This window comes from Pseudomonas guariconensis (assembly GCF_040822035.1).
Classification (GTDB): domain Bacteria; phylum Pseudomonadota; class Gammaproteobacteria; order Pseudomonadales; family Pseudomonadaceae; genus Aquipseudomonas; species Aquipseudomonas guariconensis.
The window spans coordinates 1,972,219-1,989,019 of sequence record NZ_CP162012.1; the positions used below are offsets into that span (position 1 = coordinate 1,972,219).

The 16,801-nt window shown below is 64.4% G+C and carries 15 protein-coding genes and 1 tRNA gene; 5 read left to right on the forward strand and 11 right to left on the reverse strand.

Annotated elements, in window-relative coordinates; all coding sequences use genetic code 11:
• Positions 1 to 52: 52 nt before the first annotated feature.
• The 4 genes from uvrY (at position 53) to AB1N67_RS08955 (ending at position 3,255) form a co-directional block, all read left to right on the forward strand.
• On the forward strand, positions 53 to 691 hold the full coding sequence (gene uvrY / locus AB1N67_RS08940) for a UvrY/SirA/GacA family response regulator transcription factor (RefSeq protein ID WP_043209199.1): 639 nt from the start codon (positions 53 to 55) through the stop codon (positions 689 to 691).
• A 6-nt stretch (positions 692 to 697) separates the two neighbouring features.
• A complete protein-coding gene (gene uvrC, locus AB1N67_RS08945) occupies positions 698 to 2,521 on the forward strand; it encodes an excinuclease ABC subunit UvrC (RefSeq protein ID WP_182818479.1) in 1,824 nt (607 codons plus the stop codon).
• A 33-nt stretch (positions 2,522 to 2,554) separates the two neighbouring features.
• A complete protein-coding gene (pgsA, locus tag AB1N67_RS08950) occupies positions 2,555 to 3,115 on the forward strand; it encodes a CDP-diacylglycerol--glycerol-3-phosphate 3-phosphatidyltransferase (RefSeq protein ID WP_043209203.1) in 561 nt (186 codons plus the stop codon).
• A 64-nt stretch (positions 3,116 to 3,179) separates the two neighbouring features.
• A tRNA-Gly gene (locus AB1N67_RS08955) sits at positions 3,180 to 3,255 on the forward strand.
• A 193-nt stretch (positions 3,256 to 3,448) separates the two neighbouring features.
• Here the strand turns inward: AB1N67_RS08955 and AB1N67_RS08960 are convergent.
• The 9 genes from AB1N67_RS08960 to AB1N67_RS09000 all read right to left on the reverse strand — a co-directional run bounded on the left by AB1N67_RS08960 (position 3,449) and on the right by AB1N67_RS09000 (position 12,284).
• Positions 3,449 to 4,273, reverse strand: coding sequence for an SDR family NAD(P)-dependent oxidoreductase (locus AB1N67_RS08960; protein ID WP_043209205.1), 825 nt, complete (start codon positions 4,271 to 4,273; stop codon positions 3,449 to 3,451).
• A gap of 196 nt (positions 4,274 to 4,469) precedes the next feature.
• Positions 4,470 to 5,297: a 5'-nucleotidase, lipoprotein e(P4) family gene (locus AB1N67_RS08965; protein WP_043209208.1), complete on the reverse strand. Its 828-nt coding sequence runs from the start codon at positions 5,295 to 5,297 to the stop codon at positions 4,470 to 4,472.
• A 118-nt stretch (positions 5,298 to 5,415) separates the two neighbouring features.
• Positions 5,416 to 6,210: an ABC transporter ATP-binding protein gene (locus AB1N67_RS08970; RefSeq protein WP_043209210.1), complete on the reverse strand. Its 795-nt coding sequence runs from the start codon at positions 6,208 to 6,210 to the stop codon at positions 5,416 to 5,418.
• A 9-nt stretch (positions 6,211 to 6,219) separates the two neighbouring features.
• Entirely contained in the window at positions 6,220 to 6,993 is a 774-nt protein-coding gene (locus AB1N67_RS08975; protein ID WP_178113765.1) for an ABC transporter permease, read from the reverse strand.
• A complete protein-coding gene (locus AB1N67_RS08980; protein WP_367863679.1) occupies positions 6,990 to 7,748 on the reverse strand; it encodes an ABC transporter permease in 759 nt (252 codons plus the stop codon). Before AB1N67_RS08980 ends, AB1N67_RS08975 begins: the two co-directional genes overlap by 4 nt.
• A gap of 4 nt (positions 7,749 to 7,752) precedes the next feature.
• Complete coding sequence (locus AB1N67_RS08985) at positions 7,753 to 8,943, reverse strand: MFS transporter (RefSeq protein WP_367863680.1); 1,191 nt, start codon at positions 8,941 to 8,943, stop codon at positions 7,753 to 7,755.
• Positions 8,930 to 9,982, reverse strand: a complete 1,053-nt coding sequence (locus tag AB1N67_RS08990; protein ID WP_367863681.1) for an ABC transporter substrate-binding protein — start codon at positions 9,980 to 9,982, stop codon at positions 8,930 to 8,932. The genes AB1N67_RS08985 and AB1N67_RS08990 overlap by 14 nt, the downstream gene beginning before the upstream one ends.
• Before the next feature lie 58 nt (positions 9,983 to 10,040).
• Positions 10,041 to 11,096: an ABC transporter substrate-binding protein gene (locus AB1N67_RS08995; RefSeq protein WP_090345579.1), complete on the reverse strand. Its 1,056-nt coding sequence runs from the start codon at positions 11,094 to 11,096 to the stop codon at positions 10,041 to 10,043.
• A 21-nt stretch (positions 11,097 to 11,117) separates the two neighbouring features.
• Positions 11,118 to 12,284, reverse strand: a complete 1,167-nt coding sequence (locus AB1N67_RS09000) for an LLM class flavin-dependent oxidoreductase (protein ID WP_043209223.1) — start codon at positions 12,282 to 12,284, stop codon at positions 11,118 to 11,120.
• Positions 12,285 to 12,615: 331 nt separating this feature from the next.
• Between AB1N67_RS09000 and AB1N67_RS09005 the strand changes: the two genes are divergently transcribed.
• A complete protein-coding gene (locus tag AB1N67_RS09005) occupies positions 12,616 to 13,350 on the forward strand; it encodes a class II aldolase/adducin family protein (RefSeq protein ID WP_182941188.1) in 735 nt (244 codons plus the stop codon).
• A gap of 74 nt (positions 13,351 to 13,424) precedes the next feature.
• On the opposite strand, the gene AB1N67_RS09010 is transcribed toward AB1N67_RS09005, so the two are convergent.
• Complete coding sequence (locus AB1N67_RS09010) at positions 13,425 to 14,498, reverse strand: ABC transporter substrate-binding protein (RefSeq protein WP_043209228.1); 1,074 nt, start codon at positions 14,496 to 14,498, stop codon at positions 13,425 to 13,427.
• A gap of 47 nt (positions 14,499 to 14,545) precedes the next feature.
• Positions 14,546 to 16,771 (reverse strand): TonB-dependent receptor, encoded by a 2,226-nt coding sequence (locus AB1N67_RS09015; protein WP_197853606.1) that lies wholly within the window; start codon positions 16,769 to 16,771, stop codon positions 14,546 to 14,548.
• Positions 16,772 to 16,801: the final 30 nt, after the last annotated feature.

Genomic DNA, 16,801 nt, shown 5'->3' on the forward strand with positions numbered 1-16,801 from the left:
AAAATTTTGTTAAGGTGGCGGGATCCAATCGCCCCATTGACGAGGTGTCTGTTTGATTAGGGTCTTGGTGGTCGATGATCACGATCTGGTGCGTACCGGCATCACGCGCATGTTGGCCGATATCGATGGCCTGCAGGTGGTGGGGGAGGCGGATTCCGGCGAGTCGGCACTGAAGCTGGCCCGGGAGCTTAAGCCGGACGTCGTCCTGATGGATGTGAAAATGCCAGGCATCGGCGGCCTGGAGGCGACCCGCAAGTTGTTGCGCAGCCATCCGGACATCAAAGTGGTCGCGGTCACCGTGTGTGAGGACGACCCGTTCCCCACGCGCCTGATGCAGGCCGGGGCGGCCGGTTACCTGACCAAGGGGGCAGGGCTGGACGAAATGGTCCAGGCTATCCGCCTGGCCTTTGCCGGCCAGCGCTACATCAGCCCGCAGATCGCCCAGCAGCTGGCGCTCAAGTCGTTCCAGCCCCAGGGCTCGCCATTCGATGCCTTGTCGGAGCGGGAGATCCAGATCGCGTTGATGATCGTGGGCTGCCAGAAAGTGCAGATCATCTCCGACAAGTTGTGCCTGTCGCCCAAGACCGTCAATACTTACCGTTATCGGATCTTCGAAAAACTCTCGGTCACCAGCGACGTCGAACTGACCTTGCTGGCCGTTCGCCACGGTATGGTTGACGCAAGTCTGTAAGGCCCCATGTCTCAAATCTTCGATGCCAGTGCATTCCTGGCGACCTGCAGCGGTCGCCCAGGCGTCTACCGAATGTTCGACGCCGAGGCGCGGCTGCTCTACGTGGGCAAAGCCAAGAACCTCAAGAAACGCCTGGCCAGTTATTTTCGCAAGACGGGTCTTGCGCCCAAGACGGCAGCCCTGGTGGGGCGCATCGCCCAGGTCGAGACCACCATCACCGCCAACGAGACCGAGGCGTTGCTGCTGGAGCAGACGCTGATCAAAGAATGGCGTCCGCCCTATAACATCCTGCTGCGCGACGACAAATCCTACCCCTATGTCTTTCTTTCCGACGGTCAATTCCCACGGCTGGGCATTCATCGTGGCGCCAAGAAGGCCAAGGGGCGTTACTTCGGTCCGTACCCTAGCGCTGGCGCCATTCGCGAGAGCCTGAGCCTGCTGCAAAAAGCCTTCTCGGTGCGCCAATGTGAGGACAGCTATTACGCCAACCGCACCCGGCCATGCCTGCAATACCAGATCAAGCGCTGCAAAGGCCCGTGCGTCGGCCTGGTGACGCCAGAGGAGTACGCTGAGGATGTGCGCCATTCGATGATGTTCCTCGAAGGCCGCAGCCAGCAATTGGGCAATGAGCTCAATGCCGAAATGGAAATGGCCGCCATGGCCCTGAACTTCGAGAAGGCGGCAGAGTTGCGCGACCAGATCGCCTTGCTGCGCCGAGTGCAGGACCAACAGTACATGGAAGGTGGCTCGGGGGATGTCGACGTCGTGGCCGCCTTCGTCAACCCGGGTGGCGCCTGCGTGCATTTGATCAGCGTGCGGGGCGGGCGGGTACTGGGCAGCAAGAACTTCTTTCCCCAGGTGGGCATCGAGGAGGAGGTGGCCGAGGTCATGGCCGCGTTCTTGTCTCAGTACTACCTGGGCAATGCCGAGCGCGAACTGCCGGGCGAATTGATCGTCAACGTGACCCACGAAGACTTTGCCGCCATCAGCGAGGCGGTGCAGACCCTGCGTGGCCGGGAACTGGCCATCAGCCATAGGGTGCGTGGCACGCGGGCACGCTGGCAGCAGTTGGCGGTCACCAATGCCGAACAGGCCCTCAACGCCCGCCTGGCCAACCGCCAGCACATGGCCGCGCGTTTCGAGGCTCTGGCCCAGGTGCTGGGCCTCGATGAAGTGCCCCAGCGCCTGGAATGCTACGACATCAGCCATTCCAGCGGTGAAGCCACCGTGGCCAGTTGCGTGGTGTTCGGCCCGGAAGGACCGCTCAAGTCCGACTATCGACGCTTCAACATCGAAGGCGTGACCGCCGGCGACGACTACGCCGCCATGCACCAGGCCCTGACGCGCCGCTTCGGTCGCATCAAGGACGGCGAGGGCAAGCTGCCCGACGTGCTCCTGGTGGACGGCGGCAAGGGACAGTTGAACATGGCCCGCGAGGTCATGCAGGAGCTTGCCCTGACCGACCTGACCTTGCTCGGCGTGGCCAAGGGTGTGACGCGCAAGGCTGGTTTCGAGACCTTGTACCTCAACGACGTGGCCCACGAGTTCACCCTCAAGGGGGATTCACCGGCCTTGCACCTGATCCAACAGATCCGCGACGAAGCCCACCGTTTTGCCATCACCGGCCACCGTGCCCGGCGCGGCAAGGCTCGGCGCACCTCGAGCCTGGAGGACGTGGCCGGGGTCGGGCCCAAGCGCCGCCGTGACCTGCTGAAACATTTCGGCGGCCTGCAGGAGCTCAACCGCGCCAGCATCGATGAAATCGCCAAGGCGCCAGGCATCAGTAAAAAGCTTGCCGAGTCGATTTATGCCAGCCTGCATAGCGAGTAGAATGCCACCCTCAACCCGCAGCCAGTCGTACCGATGAATATTCCAAACCTGCTCACCGTTCTACGCGTCCTGCTCATCCCGATCTTCATCCTGCTGTTCTATGTGCCCTATCACTGGAGCTACATTGCCGCCAGCACGGTGTTCGCCATTGCCGCCGCCACTGACTGGCTGGACGGCTACCTGGCCCGTCGCCTGCAGCAGAGCACGCCATTCGGTGCCTTCCTGGACCCGGTGGCGGACAAGCTGATGGTTGCGGTCGCCTTGGTGTTGCTGGTGCAGGTGCATGCCAATTTCTGGCTGACGTTGCCGGCTGCGGTGATCATCGGTCGCGAGATCGTGGTTTCGGCGCTGCGTGAATGGATGGCGGAACTGGGGGCGAGGGCGCATGTGGCCGTGTCCAACCTCGGCAAGTGGAAAACCGCCGCGCAGATGCTGGCGCTGGTCATTCTGCTGGCCAATCCACCGGTGCTGACCTTCTGGGTGGTGCTCGGCTACGCCTTGCTGCTGGTCGCCGCTGGCTTGACGCTGCTGTCGATGGTCCACTACCTGGTCGCTGCCTGGCCGCACCTGCGCGAAGGCTCGGAGCAGAAGTAAAAGTTTTTTTGAATCAAAGGGTTGACGTTGTTTTGCAGATCGCTACAATGGCACCCATCACGACGCGGGAATAGCTCAGTTGGTAGAGCACGACCTTGCCAAGGTCGGGGTCGCGAGTTCGAGTCTCGTTTCCCGCTCCAAATTCAGCGTTCATGGGGTGTAACCCGATATCCCGGAACGCTTCCAGAAAAGGCCAAAGATTGTATCTTTGGCCTTTTTTGTTTTTCCCGTTTCCAATACCGCCACGCCATTCATAGGCGCAAGCTCCCGGCTGAACCAGGGGGATGGGCACCGCCTGGACGTTCGTGCCGTTGGCGGTGCGTATGGTAAGTGTCAGAGCGTCGGCATCACCGGCTCACGTCCGGCGAGAATATCTTCCACACGTCGTTGCAGGGCATCATTGAGCACCTGCGGTTGTGGAATGAGCCAGTAACGTTCCTCCTGAATTCCTTCGAATACCCGTTCGGCGAACTGGTCCGGGGTCAGCCCATGCGCGTCCAGCATCTGACGCATGGTGTCGACGAACCCTCGCACTTCGGGGCGGTCGAGCGCATCGCCAAAGGGATTGTCGAAGATGCCACTACGCACCGGGCCCGGTGCGAGCAGCGACACCCCCACGGGCGTGCCGAGCATTTTCAACTCGCCATGCAGCGACTCGGTCAGGGCGACGACGGCGAACTTCGTCGCCGAGTAGGGCGCCATCAGTGGGCTTGCCAAAAACCCGCCCACCGATGCGGTGTTGATGATGCGCGCCGGCGCATTGCGCTCTAGCATGCGTGGCACGAAGCTGCGCAGGCCGTTGAGCACGCCATGGACATTGACCGCAAAGCTGTTTTCGAAGCGCTCCGGTGAGATCTCCCAGCTAAAGCCCGTGGCCATGATGCCGGCATTGTTGAACAGCAGATCGACACCGCCGAAACGCTGCCAGGTGGCCTCGGCCAGCGCCTCGAGCGCTTGCGGATTGCGCACATCGGTCGGTACGCACAGCGTCTCGGTGTCGAGCGTGGCCGCGACGGCCTCGAGTTTGTCGCGGTCCAAGTCGGCCAGCACCACGCGCATGCCAAGCTTGGCGGCATGCCGCGCCAGCCCACTGCCGATGCCACTGGCCGCGCCGGTAATGACCGCGGTACCGCCTTCGAAACGAATGGATGTCGTCATCTTCGGTTTTCTGTCGGGTTGAGAGTGGACGCCTACCTGCGCAGGCACCCACCATGACCCAGAGGTCGAACCCTCGCATCGTCCGTTTGAACGAGAGCCAATGAAGCGCTCAGCTACCCGAAGGTCATGCCTCTGGGGCAGGCAAACGCCGCTCAACTGTGCGCACATGCACTGCGCGTCCACCCAATGCGAGCACCTATGGCTTGGCCTTCCAGGCACCCGAGGCCGCTGCCGCGCGGAATTTGGCGCGATTCTCGGGCGTGTCGGCAGGCTCGGACTCCCCGAAGATCGCCTTCATCCAGTGCCCGTCGGTCGGGTTGGGGAAGACGATGAACTTATCGCCGAACTGGGCACGGTCTTCATCGAGCAACGTGGCGCGCTGCTGGACGTTGTCGACGTAGTACCGGCGTTTGAAGTCGTTGAGGTTGTCGCCCAGCATCAGCAGCACGTCGTGGTGCTCGGCTATGGCCTTTTGCGCAGGCTCTTTGTTGGAGCTTTCGCGCAGGATGGTCACGTGTTCTTTGTCGGCGAAGGGCACCTTCAGTGCGCGCAGGTTTTCGAGTGCGTACGCGTCGGTCTTGTCGCCCTGATCGCGGCTGGATACATAGAAGATTTCCACGCCCTTGGACTTGGCATATTCGAGAAACGCCAGTGCACCTGGTGTCAGGGTCGGGCCGTTGGCGGCGACCCAGCGGTCCCACAGGGCATCGTCGAAGAAGTCCTTATCCTCGTTCATCAGCGCGCCCCAGTAGGTGTTGCTGCTGAGGATCGTGTCGTCCAGGTCGCTGATGATCGCTGGCGGCTTGGCACCAGGTTTGCGCTCGGCGAGGGCCTGGTCCAGGCGCAGCTTGGCCAAGTTGAAGCCCTGGTAGTACAAGGCACGGTATTCGGCCGCAGTCTGCCGCCAGGCGACGGCGGCAGTCAGCAGGTTGGGCTTGGCGGGGGCGGTATCGGCCAGCGCCAACTGGAAGGGCGCGGCGAGTAGCAGAGCGGTGGTGGCGATTATTGTTCTTGGCGTGGGCATGTACGAGATTCCTTGTCTCACCCGCTGCGGGTCGGCGGGCCTAGGAACCTCGTAACACAAGCCGGGCGGCTGTCTCAATCGCGGTGACGCAATTGGGTAGCAACCTGGCGCCATATCGTCAGGCCCCCGTGAGCTCGGCCAGCAGCTCGTCGCGCAGCTTCTGCAATCGCGGCGCGTGCCGTTCGCGCGGGTGCGGTAGCTCCACGCGCACTTCATGGCGAATGCGCCCAGGGCGAGGGTCCATCACGATGACCCGGTCGCCCAGGTAAAGGGCTTCCTCCACGTCATGGGTCACCATGATCATGCTGCTGCCCTGTTGCAGCCAGATGCGTTGTAGCTCGCGTTGCAGGTGGATGCGGGTCAGGGCATCCAGGGCGCCGAAGGGCTCGTCGAGCAACAGCAGCTTAGGCCGGGTGATCAACGCCCGGGCAATGGCTGCGCGTTGGGCCATCCCGCCGGAGAGTTGGTGCGGGTAGGCGTGCTCGAAGCCTTGCAGGCCGACCAACGCCAGATGCTCGGCGACCCGTTCGGCTTTTTCCCGTTTGCCCAGGCGCAGGGGCTTGAGGGCCAGGGCCACGTTCTGTTCGACGGTTTTCCAGGGAAACAGGCGGTGATCCTGGAACACCAGGCCCCGGTCCAGGCTGGTGCCTTGTACGCGTTCGCCATCCAGATGGATGTGCCCGGCGTAGTCTTGCTCCAGCCCCACGATCAGCCGCAACAGCGAGGACTTGCCGCACCCGCTGGCGCCGACGATGCAGACGAACTCGCCCGGCAGCACCTGCAGATCGATGTCCTTGAGCACCTGCAACGGCTTGCCGTCGATCTGGTAGTGCTTGTTCAGCCCACGAATCTGCAAGGCGCCGGGTTGGCCGAGGGTGTAGGCGGGTAGAACGGAATTGAGCAATGCGGTCATCACGGTCACCTATCGACGAAGAGCGCGCCAGCGCAGCAGGTGCCGGCTGAGGCGGGAGAACAGTTGGTTCATGGCATAGCCGAGCAAGCCGATGCACAGCACGCCGATCACGATGACCTCCATGCGCGAGCCGGTCTCGGCGTTCATCATCAGGTTGCCCAGGCCCATGCCGGTGGAGAGGAACAGCTCGCTGCCCACCGAACTGACCCAGGCGAAGGCCAGCGCGTGCAACACGCCGTTGCACAAGCTGGGCAGAGCGCCAGGCAGGAGGATCTGCGCGAACTGCTGCCAGGGCGACAGGGCATACAGGCGCCCGACTTCCCGGTAGCGTTTCTCCACGTGGCTGAAGCCTTCGAAGGCGTTGAGCGTCATCGGGTAGAACGCCGCCAGAGAGACGATCAATACCTTGGTCGCTTCGCCGCTGCCGAACCACAACGCCAACAGGGGGATCAGCCCTAGGATGGGAACCTGGCGCAGGCCATGGAACAACGGCGCGAAGAGCCGCTCCAGCCAGCGCGACGAGGCCATCCCGGCGCCCAGGGCGAAGCCTGCCAGCACGCCGAACAGCAGCCCCAGGCAGGTGCGTTGCAGGCTGGCCTGCACGCTCAACCACAGCTCGCCGCTGGCCAGCAGCTCGACCAGGCCTTGGCCGATGCGCTCGAGCGGTACGAAGGCATAGGCCTGGCTGGCGCCTTGGCGCGAGGCGATGTCCCAGGCCGCGATCAACAGCAGGGGCAGTACCAGCCCGCGGCCCCGGCGGGCCAATGAAATCAGTCGGTTCATAGGGGTTTCCAGCGCAGCACGCGCCGCTCCAGCAGTCTTAGACCTTGATCGAGGGTGAAGCCCACCAGCCCGGTCACCAGCACACCGACCATCACCACATCGATGCGCAGCATCTGCCGGCTCATCTCGATCATCTGCCCCAGGCCGCTGTCGGCGGCCAGCAGCTCAGCAGCCACCAGCACCATCCAGGCGCGGCTCAGGCCAATGCGCAGGCCAGTGAGGATCGGTGGCGCGGCGGCCGGGAAGGCGACCTGCGTGAGCAGGGTCGGCAGGGGTAGGCGCTGCACCTGGGCGACCTCGAAGTAGCTGCGCGGGATGCCGCGCACGCCCTCGCAGGTCGCAAGGGCCACAGGGAAGAACGTGGCCTTGATGACGATCACGATCTTGAACGTCTCCTCGACGCCGAAGAACAGGATGAACATCGGGATCAGGGCAATCGACGGGACTTGGCGCAGGGTATGGAAGAGTAGCCCGCAATAGGCCTCGACACCGGGCGACAGGGCCATGGCACAGCCAAAGGCAAGGCCTGCGCCGGCGCCGAACACGAAGCCCAGGGCCAAGCGCGACAGGCTGCTGCCCAGGTGTTCGCGCAGCTCGCCGCTGGCCAGCAACTGCTCGAAGGTTTGCCAGACCTCGCGCGGTGGTACCAGCAGCTGGCGCGGGAAGGCGCCGCTGTCGGCCAGCACTATCCACGCCGCGAGCAGCGCCAGCGGCGAGACGAGCAGAGTCAGGTGATGCCAAGGGAGTGTGCGCATCGAGTCAGCCCTCCACGACGATGACAGGGGTCGTACCGCGCCGCACGTGGCGCAGCCAGCAGAACAGGGCGGTGAGCAGCACCAGCGGGGTCCACGCCAAAAACAGGTTGGCCGTGCCGATCCAGTGGCTGATCACCCCACCTAGCAAGGCACCGGTACTGCCGCCAAGCATCCCGGCCAGGTTGAACAGGCCCGAGAGCTTGCTCTTGTCCAGCGGCGAGTCGCTCATCCGCGCCATGTTCACCAAGTGCGCCAGGGCGCTGGCCACGCTCAGCAGCACTGCCCCCGCGGCCAGCCAGGCATAGCCCTGGCCACGACCGAGCAGCAGCAGGCCCGTCACTGCCAGGCCCAGCCCTGCAAGGTAGGTCAGGCGCCGCCCCGCGCGCGTTACCAAGCGGCCAAGGCTGAACAGGCCCAGCACCGCCGCCAGGCCCTGGATCATCACCAGACTCACGGCACGCTCCTGGCTCAGGTGTGCGACCTCCATGGCCAGCACGATGACGAAGGTGCCGAACAACGCACCGGTGGCGCCGGACAACAGTTCGATCAGGCAGCTCTCGGCCACCTCGGCATGGCCGAGCAAGGCACGGGACTGGGCGAGGATGCCGCCGTCAATCTCGAGGGCGGTCTCGGCCGGGTTTTCGTGCTCCCAAAAGCCAAGGCTGTACACCGCCATCGAGCCGAAGCACAGCCCGATCACCACGAAGCCCAACGTAAAGCTGCCACCGCTCAGGGCATTGCCCAGTAACGGGCCGAGCAAGCCCATGCCCAGGGTCAGCGCGCCGCGATACCAGCCGGCCTTGTCGCGGCCTATGTGGCGCAACTGACGCAGAAAGGCGCTGTTCATGGCCACGATGCGAAACGGGATGCACAGGCCGATCAGCAGCCGAGCCACGGCCAGCCAGGTCCAATGGGCGAACAGCGGGATCGCCAAGTTCAGCAGCAGCGGCCCGAGGCTGGCCAGAAAGTACACCCGGCGTGCACCGACGCGGGCGATGACGAAGCCCGCCGGCAGGGTCAGCAGCACCATGCCCAGCGACTCCATGGCCGAGATCACCCCCAACTGCAACGGGCTGGCGCCCAGGTGCATGGCGTACAGAGTGGTGACGATCTTCGCCATGCCGATGGTGGCGCCACTGAAGGTCGCCAGGAACATGAAGCTGGCGATGAAGCCGTGCGGCCTAGATGGCGACATTGACGTTCTCCAGCAGGTGCGCCAGCGGCCGGGGTTCGATCCACTGACGCACATCGAAGCGGCGCGCAATGAACCCCCAGCGTTCGAGAAAGTCCGTGAGGTCCTGCAAGGCCTCGATGGAGCGCTCGGCCAGATTGGTGCGCAGGCGCAGGTGGGCGTCTTCGCCATAGGCCGCCGCGACCCAGTACTCGCTGGTGTTCAGCTCGCGGGCGAGGAAGCGGCGGGTCTCTTCGGGGTGGGCCCAGGCCCATTGCTCGGCACGCAGCACGCTGTCGAGGATCAGCATCGCGGCGTCGAAGTGCTGGTCCAGCAGGTGCTGGTCGACGGTCAGGGTGCGTGGGGTGCCGATGTTGGCGCGCACCAGCGGATCGGGGTGCGAGCCGATGTCCACCACCACCCGCAGGCCGAATTCGTCGGCCAGGTGCAGGCCGTGGGCGCCCTTGAGGAAGATCGCGTCGATATCGCCTCGCAGCAGGCCGATCAACTCGTTGTTGCGCTGGCGCACACGGTCGCCGAGGCTGACCTGGGCACCGTGCACGTGGCGCACCGGGTCGTCGCTGTAGGTGCCGCCATAGGGGTAGTCCACCAGCTCCACGTCATGGGGGCTCAGGCCCTCCAGGCGCAGGGCGTTTTCCAGGCCCCGGATGGCCTGGGCACGGGTGAAATCGATCTGCACGTTGGCCCACTTGGGAAGGCCGAAGCGGCGGTTGCGCAGGTCGCGAATACCGCGCACAGGGCTATCGGCGGTGGTGACGATCAACTGCACCTCGTCGCTCCATGACAGGCCCAGCACGCGGGTATCGCGCCCGCTGGCGCGGGCCCAGATGGCCGGGATGTTGCCGCCATGGCGTACCGAATTGTGCAGATGATGGTCGAAGTGCGCCTCACGCACCTCGCGGTCGGAGGATTCGCGCAGGGCCTGGATGCGCGTACCCCAGGGCTGGAAGGCCCGGGCCAGTCGGCCGGATTCGACAGCGATGCCGAGCCCCGTGGGTACCGGACTGTGGGTGTACCAGAGGGTGTCGAGTGGGTTGTTCATGCAAGAGCCTTGTGCGGATGGGCAGTCGGCCCCAGCCTGCGCCGGGGCCAGATGATGCTCAGCTGGCGCGCTTGGCGACGGCGCTGCGCAGGGCGTCCAGCGGGCGCGGGTCGATCCAGTCGCGCACCGCGAAGCGCTCGGGGATGAAGCCCCAGCGGTGCAGGAAGTCGGTGAAGTCCTGCAAGGCCGTGGCGGCGCGCTCGTCGAGCGCGGTGTGCAGGCGCAGGTGCGCGTCCTCGCCGTAGGCCTGGACCACCCAATACTCGCTGCTGTTGGCTTCGCGAGCGAGGTAGCGGCGGGTGTCCTCCGGGTGAGCATGGGCCCATTGCTCAGCGCGCAGCACCGCACCGAGGATGCCCACGGCACTGTCGAAGTGCTGGTCGAGCAGGTGCTGATCGACGCTCAGGGTGCGCGGCGTTCCGTTGTTCGAACGCACCAGCGGCTCAGGGTGCGAGCCGGTGTCGATCACCGTGTGCAGGCCAAACTGCTGGGCCAGCTGCACCGCATGAGCCCCCTTGAGGAAGATCGCATCCACTTCACCGCGCAGCAGCCCGGTGAGCTCCGGGTTCTGCCCGCCACGGCGGCTGCCGCCGAAGGCCCCGAGACCGGCGATGCGCTGGGGCGCTTCATCGCTGAAGGTGCCGCCCTGGATGAAGTCCACCAACTCCACGTCCTTGACCTCCAGGCCTTCCAGACGCAGGGCATTTTCCAGACCGCGGATGGCCTGGGCGCGGGTGAAGTCGATCTGTGCGCCAGTCCAGTGGGGCAGGCCGAAGCGCCGGCCCTTAAGGTCCTTGACGGAGCGGATGCCGCTGTCCGGCAAACTGAGGATCAGTTGCACCTCGTCGGCCCAAGACAAGCCGATCACCCGAGTCTCGCGCCCGCTGGCGCGGGCCCAGATGGCCGGAATGCTGCCCCCGTGGCGCACCGAGTTCTGCAGGCTGTGATCGAAATGCGACTCACGCACTGCCTGGCTGGCGGACTCACGTAGCGACTGGATGCGCGTGCCCTGGTCGCCCAGGGCCTGTTCCAGCCAGCCTTTCTGCAAGGCAATGCCGAGCCCGGTGGGCACGGGGCAGCGGGTGTACCAGAGGGTATCGAGCGGTTGACTCATGATGTGCAGCTCCTTGCAGGGTCAGGCGCTGGCCTTCAGCGCGGTGGGGTGGTCGTCTTGCGAGTGACGGCGGGTCTGCACCAGCGGCAGCACTTCCTGGCCGATGCGCAGGGCTTCTTCCAGGTGCGGATTGCCGGCCAGGATGAAGGTCGAGAAACCGGCGTCGCGGTATTCGGCCAGGCGTTCGGCGACGTTCTCGTGGCTGCCCACCAGACCCACGGTGGGCCCTGGCTTGGCCTTGCCGAAACCGGCCCAGAGGTTAGGGCCCAGGATCAGGTCGTCGAAGCGTTCCAGGTGCTGGTGATAGGCGCTCTGGCGGGCGGCGCCCACCGAGTCGGAGCCGCTGGCGAAGTGCTTAATTGCGGCACTGGTGCGGGTGTCGATCCGCTCGTATTGCTGGCGCAGCTCGCGCCAGGCGGCGTCTTCGGTTTCGCGAGCGAACAGGTCGATGCGGATGCCGAAGCGCACCTGGCGGCCTTGTTTGTCGGCCAACTCGCGGACACGGTCCAAGTGGGGTTTGAGCTTGTCCACCGGCTCTGCCCAGTTCAGGTAGACATCGGCGTGGCGCGCGGCCACGTCCAGCGCGGCGTCGGAGAAGCCGGAGAAGTAGATGCTCGGCTTGCGCTCGTGCTTGAGCCCTGGTGGCAGCGCGCCGTTCTCCAGTTGGTAGATATCGCCCTGGTAGCTGAACTGTTCGTTGCGCCACAGACCCTCGATGATGTCGAGGAATTCACCGGTGCGCTGATAGCGTTTGTCGTGTTCGAGGAAGTCGCCGTTGGCGCGTTGGCTGGCAGGGTTGCCACCGGTGATGATGTTCCACTCCAGGCGGCCGTGGCTGAGGTTCTGCAGGATCGCGGCTTGCTGGGCGGCATAGGCCGGCAGCGTCCAGGTGGCCTGGAAGGCCACCAGGAACTTGATGCGGCGGGTCTCCCGGGCCAAAGCCGCGGCGGCGATCCACGGCTCCGGCCCGGTGGGCAGCAGGGCCCCTTCGAAGCCTGCAAGCTCGGCGGCCTTGGCCACCTGGGCGATGTAGTCGATGTACGTGAAGCCGTCGGCCTCGCCGTTGGGCAGACGCCCGGGGGCAATGTTGCCCGGACGGTAAGTCGGGGCGCCGCGGTTGTTCTTGTCGGTGGCCAGGTAAGGGCCGTCGCTACCCAAGGGTAGGCGCCAGAAGAATTCGGTGCTCATGGCTGTGCTCCAGTGGCTGCATGAAGGAAGGCCCGAACGCATCCAGCGTGGGCTTGCCAGTCATTGAGCAAGGGCTGTGCCGAAAGTCTGGAAGCCTTGTGCAGCAAGGGGTGCAGCGTGGTTCAAGCCGCATCCATGAGCGCGATTGCTGATCCAGCAACACTTGGTCAGCAACGGCTGTTGGCGCCGCAGCAGATGCGGGCCGTACGTGCCGTGGAAATTGATCTTGTAACGGATAAGTGATTGAAAAAACTTGAAATTCAGGAGTGGCACAACTTCTGCTCAGACAGTGCTAGCCCGACTTTCCGAGGCGCTACACAGGAGTTGCACCATGTCCCATCGAATCACCCCGGCACTGCTCGCCCAGCTCGATCGCGTGCGGCACGATTTCGCCAAGGCCTTCCAGGTGTTGCGCGATACCCGCACGCTGAGCGCCACCAATACCTTCCAGGCCTACCTGCGTGTGCCGGACAGCGATCTGGTGATCGCCCTGCACGCCCCAAGCCCCTGGGCCGATGACCCGACCATTCGCGCAGTGGTTGCCAGTTACGATGGCGAGGTGGTGCTGGACGAGACCGCCGACGGCAGTTCCCCCTTGAGCGGACGCAAGGCCGGCGGCAATGGCCAGCGTTACGCCCAGGTGTTCCAGCGGCGTCCTGAGGTGAATGTGGTGATTCACGTGCATACCCCGTACCTGGGGGGCTGGGCCAGTGCGCACCGGGTACTGCCGATCCGCTATGCCGCCTCCCAGCGCGTGACGTTGGCCCGCGAGCTGCCGATCTACATCGACCGTCGCCAGCCTGAACAAGCGTTCATCGTCGAGCGTATCGAGCAGAACCCGTATACACCGGCCATTCTCGAAGCCAATGGCGGCGCCACGTTCTGGGGTGAGTCGTTGTTGCAGGTGTCCAAGTTGATTTTGCTGATCGAGGAGGGCGCGCACTTCCAAGGGCTGGCTGAACTGTTCGGCGGCTCCCAGGAGTTCGGCCCGGGCGTGCTGGAGCAGCAGTGGAAGATGACCGGGCTGTGGGCACAGGGCCAAAAGTTGCTGGAACGCGTGGCCTGATCCCGGCGGCTGCTGCGCAGCCCATTCGCGGGCCTACCCGCAAATGGGCTGCGCAGCAGCCCCGGCGGTGTTGATCAGGGCTGGGTGGCGACCGAAGCCACAGGCACTGTCCAGTACTGCTGCAACTGCAGATTCTGCAACCCTTGCTGCACGAATTTCGGCTCGAGCAAGGTCTCTACGTTCACCTCGCCGCGAATCAACCGAGCCTTGAGGGCATAGGCAATGGCGTCGGTGTAATGCTGGCGCAGCGCCTGGTCGTACAGGGGGCTGAAATGCTGCGCCCAAGGCTGGCCCTCGGCTTCGCGCTGCAACACGCTCAAAGGTTGCCCGGACTGCGCCTGGTAGGCCTGGTACGCCGCCTGGTTCTCTGGCTGCGCGGTCCAGTGGGCGGCCTTGAGGTAGGCATCGACCACCAGTTGGGTAATCTCAGGCTGCTGGGCGATGAAATCCTTGGCGCCCCACAGTTCGGCGCGCATCCGCCAGTCAGCGGGGGCCTGCTTGCTCGACCAGATGATGCGCCCGACCTGCTTGTCTTCGAGCAGATACGCATCGCTCAGGGTGAAGAGCGCATCGACACGCCCCGCACTGAGCGCTGCGGCACCGGCCTGGGGGTTGAGGTTGAAGATGCGAAAGTCATCGAACCGCAGCTGGTTGGCGTCGAGCAACTTGGCGAACGAGAGCTCCCAGGGCCGCCCGCGGTGCAGGGCGATGCGCTTACCCTTGAGGTCGGCGATGGATTTGGCCGATGACCCCGGCGGCACCACCAAGTACACGTTGTTGCCGCTGCCGCCAGGCACGATCAGTTGGGTCGAGACGCCTGAGGCATTGGCGATGATCGACGGCAGGTCGCCATAGAAGGCGAAATCGATACGCCGGTTAGCGAACTCTTCGTTGACGAATGTCCCCACCGAGGCAGTGGCGGCCGGTACCCATTGGAGTTTGATGTTGCGCTGGGCCAGCTGCTGTTCGAGCCATTTGTCCCGATCCATGACGTAGGACGGGCCATTGAAGATGGTCTTGCCGGCATTGGCATAGGCCACGGTGGCGATGCGCACGGTCTGTGGTTCAGCCGCCTGGGCCTGGGCCGTGAGCAACGCGGCGGGCAGCAGCAGGTGACGCAGCAGCCGGGGCAGGGTAGCGATGGGCATGATGGGCTCCTCGAGCAGGCCCGCGGCACATGCCGCGGGCGTTGGGGTCAGAATTCGGTGGTGACGGAAACGCCGAAGGTGCGCGGGTCGCCGAACATCACTCCGGCAGTTTGGAAGCCGCCCGGCAGGGTGTGGTTGCGGTACTCCTTGTCGGTCAGGTTGCTGACATAGGCGCTCACTTGAGTGGTGTCGCCGGGCAGCTCGTAGGTGATCCGCGCGTTGCCCAGGGTATAGCCGCCGCTACGCATGTTCTGGCTCTGGTCGTTGGAGAAGAAGTACTGGCGGCTGCGGGTGTTCCAGTCGGTGCCCAGCACCAGTGCGCCGCCGACTTGCAGCGGGATGCGGTAGTCCGCGCCGATCACCGCCGAGACGTTCGGTGCGCGGACGAACTTGTTGCCCGAATAGTCGTTGCTGCCGGAGGTGTAGTCGGTGAACTCGGTGTGCAACAGACCCAGGGCGAAGTTCAGGTGCAGGTTTTGCACTGGCACCGCTTCGAGCTCGAACTCCGCGCCGTACGCCTCGCCCTCGGCACCGTTGGCCAGGCGCGAGACGGTCTGGTTGTTCACCGCGCTGACGATATTCAGCTGGATGTCTTCATAGTCGTAGTAGAACAGCGCGGCGTTGGCGTTCAGCCGCCCATCCAGCCACTCGGACTTCACCCCCAGCTCGTAGGAGGTCAGGTATTCCGGGTTCACCGTGGCCACGGTCGCCTGGCTGGTCGCGCCGGTGTTGTAACCGCCGGAGCGGAAGCCATAGGCGTAGCGCAGGTACACCCGCGCGTTGTCGGAAATCTGGTACTCGGGGGTGAGATCGTAAGTCCAGTCGCTCCAGGTGTTGTGCTCGTCCTGCACAGCGTTGACCACCAGCGGGCTGGACACGCTGCCAGGCTTCCACCAGTCGCCGTTGGAAAAGTCAGCCTGGCCCTGGTTCTGCACCCGGCGCAGGTCGATGTCCTTGGTTTCGCGGGTCCAGCGCAGGCCGGCGGTGATGCTGAAGTCCTCGGTGAAGCGGAACGTGCTGCTGCCGAAGACCGCGTAGCTCTCGGTGCCCTGGTTGTAGCTGAGGTTGTTGTAGTAGCGAGGGATGAACGGGTTGTCCAGGGCGGCGCTGGCGTTGCGCGAGTCGAGGTCCTCGTTGAAGTAGTGCAGGCCCACCACCCAGTTCAGCCGGTCCTCGCGCGGCGAGGCCAGGCGCAGCTCCTGGGACCACTGCTGGCTGTCGGCATAGGCGTAGCTGCGTTGCAGCTCGAGCGGGGTGTTGTCCGAATCGCTGAAACCGTCGCGTGTGAAGTGCTCGAACGCGCTGATGGAGGTGAGCGTCAAGTCGCCCAACTGCCAGTTGAGGTTGAGGTTGGTGCCGACCTGGTCGATCTGCACTTGGTATTTGGCGTTGTAGTTGACCTTGCCCTGCTTGGGATCGATACGGTAGCCGAACTGGTTGCTGCCATCGGGACGCAGGCCATAGCTCACGGTGCTGTAGCCGCCGGTGTCGTGATAGCTGCGGGCATGCAGGTTGAGGTTGGCCTCCAGATCATCGTTGATGTAAGCCAGGAACTGCAACCGCGCGGCGTCGTCCTCGAGCGCCCCTTGGTCGTTGTGGTCGGCGATGTTCTCGTTGTAGCCATCGCGGCCCTGATGGCGGAACGACAGGCGTGCGGCCAGGCGATCGCTCACCAGGGCATCGCTGATGGCGCCTTCGAGCACACGATCGTCATAGTCGCCATAGCCGGCCTTGGCATAGCCAGAGCGTTCGAAGGTCGGCTTGCGCGAGATGAAGTTGATTGCGCCGGCGGTGGTGTTCTTGCCCCAGAGGGTACCTTGGGGGCCGCGCAGGACCTCGACGCGCTCCTGGTCGAACAGCGGGAAACCTGTGGCGCTGATGTTGGCGATGTATACGTCATCGACATAGATGCCCACGGGGCTCACGGTATTGGCGCCTTGATCGCCGGTGCCCAGGCCGCGAATCCACCAGCGCGGCCGGCCATGACCCTCGGTAGTACCGGCCGAAGCGTTGGGGATGAAGCGTGTGACCTCGTTGGCCGATTGCAGCGAGCTGTCGCGGATTTTGTCGCCGCTGAGCACTGAAATCGAAGCTGGAACTTCCTGGGCGGTCTCCTCGCGCTTCTGCGCGGTGACCACCACCTTGGACAAGGTAGAGCCGGTACTGTCGACGGTGGTCGACTCACTGGGCGTAAGGCTTTCGTCAGCCAGCGCCGTCAATGCGGGCAGCCCCCCCAGGGCGACGGCGATGGAAAGTGCGGTGCGTTTGAACATGCTGATCCCCAATGGCATTCGGAACGGACG

Excerpts from the sequence above, each read along its gene's own strand:
- AB1N67_RS08980 (WP_367863679.1), bottom strand. The coding sequence starts at position 7,748 with ATGCGCACACTCCCTTGGCATCACCTGACTCTGCTCGTCTCGCCGCTG.
- AB1N67_RS08985 (WP_367863680.1), bottom strand. The coding sequence starts at position 8,943 with ATGTCGCCATCTAGGCCGCACGGCTTCATCGCCAGCTTCATGTTCCTG.
- AB1N67_RS08975 (WP_178113765.1), bottom strand. The coding sequence starts at position 6,993 with ATGAACCGACTGATTTCATTGGCCCGCCGGGGCCGCGGGCTGGTACTG.
- pgsA (WP_043209203.1), top strand. The coding sequence starts at position 2,555 with ATGAATATTCCAAACCTGCTCACCGTTCTACGCGTCCTGCTCATCCCG.
- AB1N67_RS08970 (WP_043209210.1), bottom strand. The coding sequence starts at position 6,210 with ATGACCGCATTGCTCAATTCCGTTCTACCCGCCTACACCCTCGGCCAA.
- AB1N67_RS09000 (WP_043209223.1), bottom strand. The coding sequence starts at position 12,284 with ATGAGCACCGAATTCTTCTGGCGCCTACCCTTGGGTAGCGACGGCCCT.
- AB1N67_RS08965 (WP_043209208.1), bottom strand. The coding sequence starts at position 5,297 with ATGCCCACGCCAAGAACAATAATCGCCACCACCGCTCTGCTACTCGCC.
- AB1N67_RS08960 (WP_043209205.1), bottom strand. The coding sequence starts at position 4,273 with ATGACGACATCCATTCGTTTCGAAGGCGGTACCGCGGTCATTACCGGC.
- AB1N67_RS08990 (WP_367863681.1), bottom strand. The coding sequence starts at position 9,982 with ATGAACAACCCACTCGACACCCTCTGGTACACCCACAGTCCGGTACCC.
- AB1N67_RS09010 (WP_043209228.1), bottom strand. The coding sequence starts at position 14,498 with ATGCCCATCGCTACCCTGCCCCGGCTGCTGCGTCACCTGCTGCTGCCC.
- uvrC (WP_182818479.1), top strand. The coding sequence starts at position 698 with ATGTCTCAAATCTTCGATGCCAGTGCATTCCTGGCGACCTGCAGCGGT.
- AB1N67_RS09015 (WP_197853606.1), bottom strand. The coding sequence starts at position 16,771 with ATGTTCAAACGCACCGCACTTTCCATCGCCGTCGCCCTGGGGGGGCTG.
- AB1N67_RS09005 (WP_182941188.1), top strand. The coding sequence starts at position 12,616 with ATGTCCCATCGAATCACCCCGGCACTGCTCGCCCAGCTCGATCGCGTG.
- AB1N67_RS08995 (WP_090345579.1), bottom strand. The coding sequence starts at position 11,096 with ATGAGTCAACCGCTCGATACCCTCTGGTACACCCGCTGCCCCGTGCCC.